Here is a 1,824-nt window from a genome sequence, read left to right on the forward strand (position 1 = left end):
GTAGGGCCCCGCCCCCGCCGCGCCGCGCGCCCGGGGTGCGCGGGAGCCCGCCTCCTCACCGGAGGCGACGGTGACCGCCCGGCGCCGCAACGGGTGGAGCACGCGCTTCGCCCACAGCCGCGTCGCGGTGTCCCGCTGGCCGACGTGCGCCCGCGGCAGCGCCCAACGGCCGGTCAACGGGCCGGGGTTGATCGAACAGGCGTAGTCGTATCCGACCTCCCGCGCCATCTCGGCCGCCGCGGCGTCCACGTCGCCGTACGGATAGCAGAACCCCGCCGGCGCGGTACCGCAGATGTCGGCCAGCCGGTCGCGGCTCTCCTCCAGCTCGGCCCGCAGGTCGGCCTCGCGCAGCCCCAACAGGCTGCGGTGGTACATCCCGTGGGAGCCGACCTCCATACCGGCCGCGGCGACCGCCCGGACGCCGTGGCCCGTCAGCAGCGGCTTGCGGGGACCGAGCGGGTCCCAGTCGTTGAAGCCCCCCAGCAGGCCGGGGAGGACGAAGACGGTGGCCGTGCAGTCGTAGCGGTGCAGCAGCGGCACCGCGCCGGTGAGGAAGTCGGTGTACCCGTCGTCGAAGGTCAGCCCGACCAGCCCGGCCGACCGGCCCGCGGCATGTGCGGCGAGCATCTCGCCGAGCGAGACGCCGCGCAGCCCCCGGTCGCGCAACCAGCGCAGCTGCTCCTCCAGCCGCCGGCGCGAGACGGTGATGTTGTAGGGGTCGGCCGTTGGGTGGTCCACCGAGTGATACATCAGGGTCCACGGCAGCACCGCACCCCGCGACCCGGCGGGCCTCGCGGACCTCACCGCGCTCCTGACGGCGGACGGGACGGTCGTCTCACGGAACAGAGCGGACATGGCGCAGCCTCCTTCGGGCTTCGGTGACCAGGGAGAGGGCCTCCGGCACCCGCAGCGCGCCGGATGCGGCCACGAGGACGGAGGGGACCAGTAGCGCGGCGGCGACCACTGCCACCGCCGGTGAGTCGAGCCGGCCGGCGACCGCCCAGCCGACCAGCGCCGCCGCGCCGGCGGCAGCCGTCAGTCGGGCGAGGGTCCCGAGGACCGCCCGCGTGTCCACCGGGAGGACGCGGGCGCTCAGCCCGCGCAGCATCAGCAGCGCCGCCACGGCGATCCCGGCCGCGTTGGCGGCGGCGATCCCCGGCGCGCCCCACGGGCCGACCAGCAGCGCGCCGGCCGCCACGGTGACGGCGAGGCCACCGGCCATCGCGGCCATCGGGTACCACGTGGGTCGCGCGGCCGAGAAGAACGGACGCGCGAGGGTGCCGACGAGGGTGTGACCGAGCAGCCCGAGCGCGTAGACCCGCATCACCGCCGCGGTCGACTCGGTGGCACCGGCGTCGAAGGCGCCCCGCTGGAACAGCACCTCGATCAGCTGCGGCCCGCAGGCCAGCACGTAGGCGGCACCGGCGAGCACCACGCCGGAGGCCCACACCAGGTCACGTTCCACCCGACGGCGCGCCCCGGCGAGGTCGCCCTCGGCCATGGCCCGCGCCACCACGGGCAGCGTGACGGTCACGATCATCAGCGAGAGCACCATCGGCAACTGCGCGACCTTCTGCGCGTAGTTGAGATGGGAGATCGCCCCGGCGGGGAGACCGGAGGCAAGGAAACGTTCCACCAGCACCTGTGCCTGGCGGCTCAGCGCGAACAGCGCCACCGGGGCGACCAGCGCGAGCGCCGCCGCACCCGGCGACACCGTCCCGGACGCCGACACGGCACCGGGGCCCGCCCCGACGCGTCCCTCCCCGTCGTGAGAGGCCGCCGCGCCCTCCGGGCCGGGCGCCGCCGCGGCACGCGGCCCGTCGG

2 protein-coding genes are annotated in these 1,824 nt (G+C 76.1%); both read right to left on the minus strand.

Annotated features, from left to right (window positions below; genetic code table 11):
• Positions 1-855 (minus strand): polysaccharide deacetylase family protein (locus HCJ92_RS23905; protein ID WP_420824771.1); only part of this gene is annotated, 855 nt, incomplete at its 3' end.
• The coding region (locus HCJ92_RS23910; protein WP_275942340.1) for a lipid II flippase MurJ at positions 836-1,824 on the minus strand (989 nt) is incomplete at its 5' end. The genes HCJ92_RS23910 and HCJ92_RS23905, both read right to left, overlap by 20 nt.

Origin of the sequence: Streptomyces spiramenti, from assembly GCF_012034385.1 — a bacterium.
Lineage (GTDB): Bacteria > Actinomycetota > Actinomycetes > Streptomycetales > Streptomycetaceae > Streptomyces > Streptomyces spiramenti.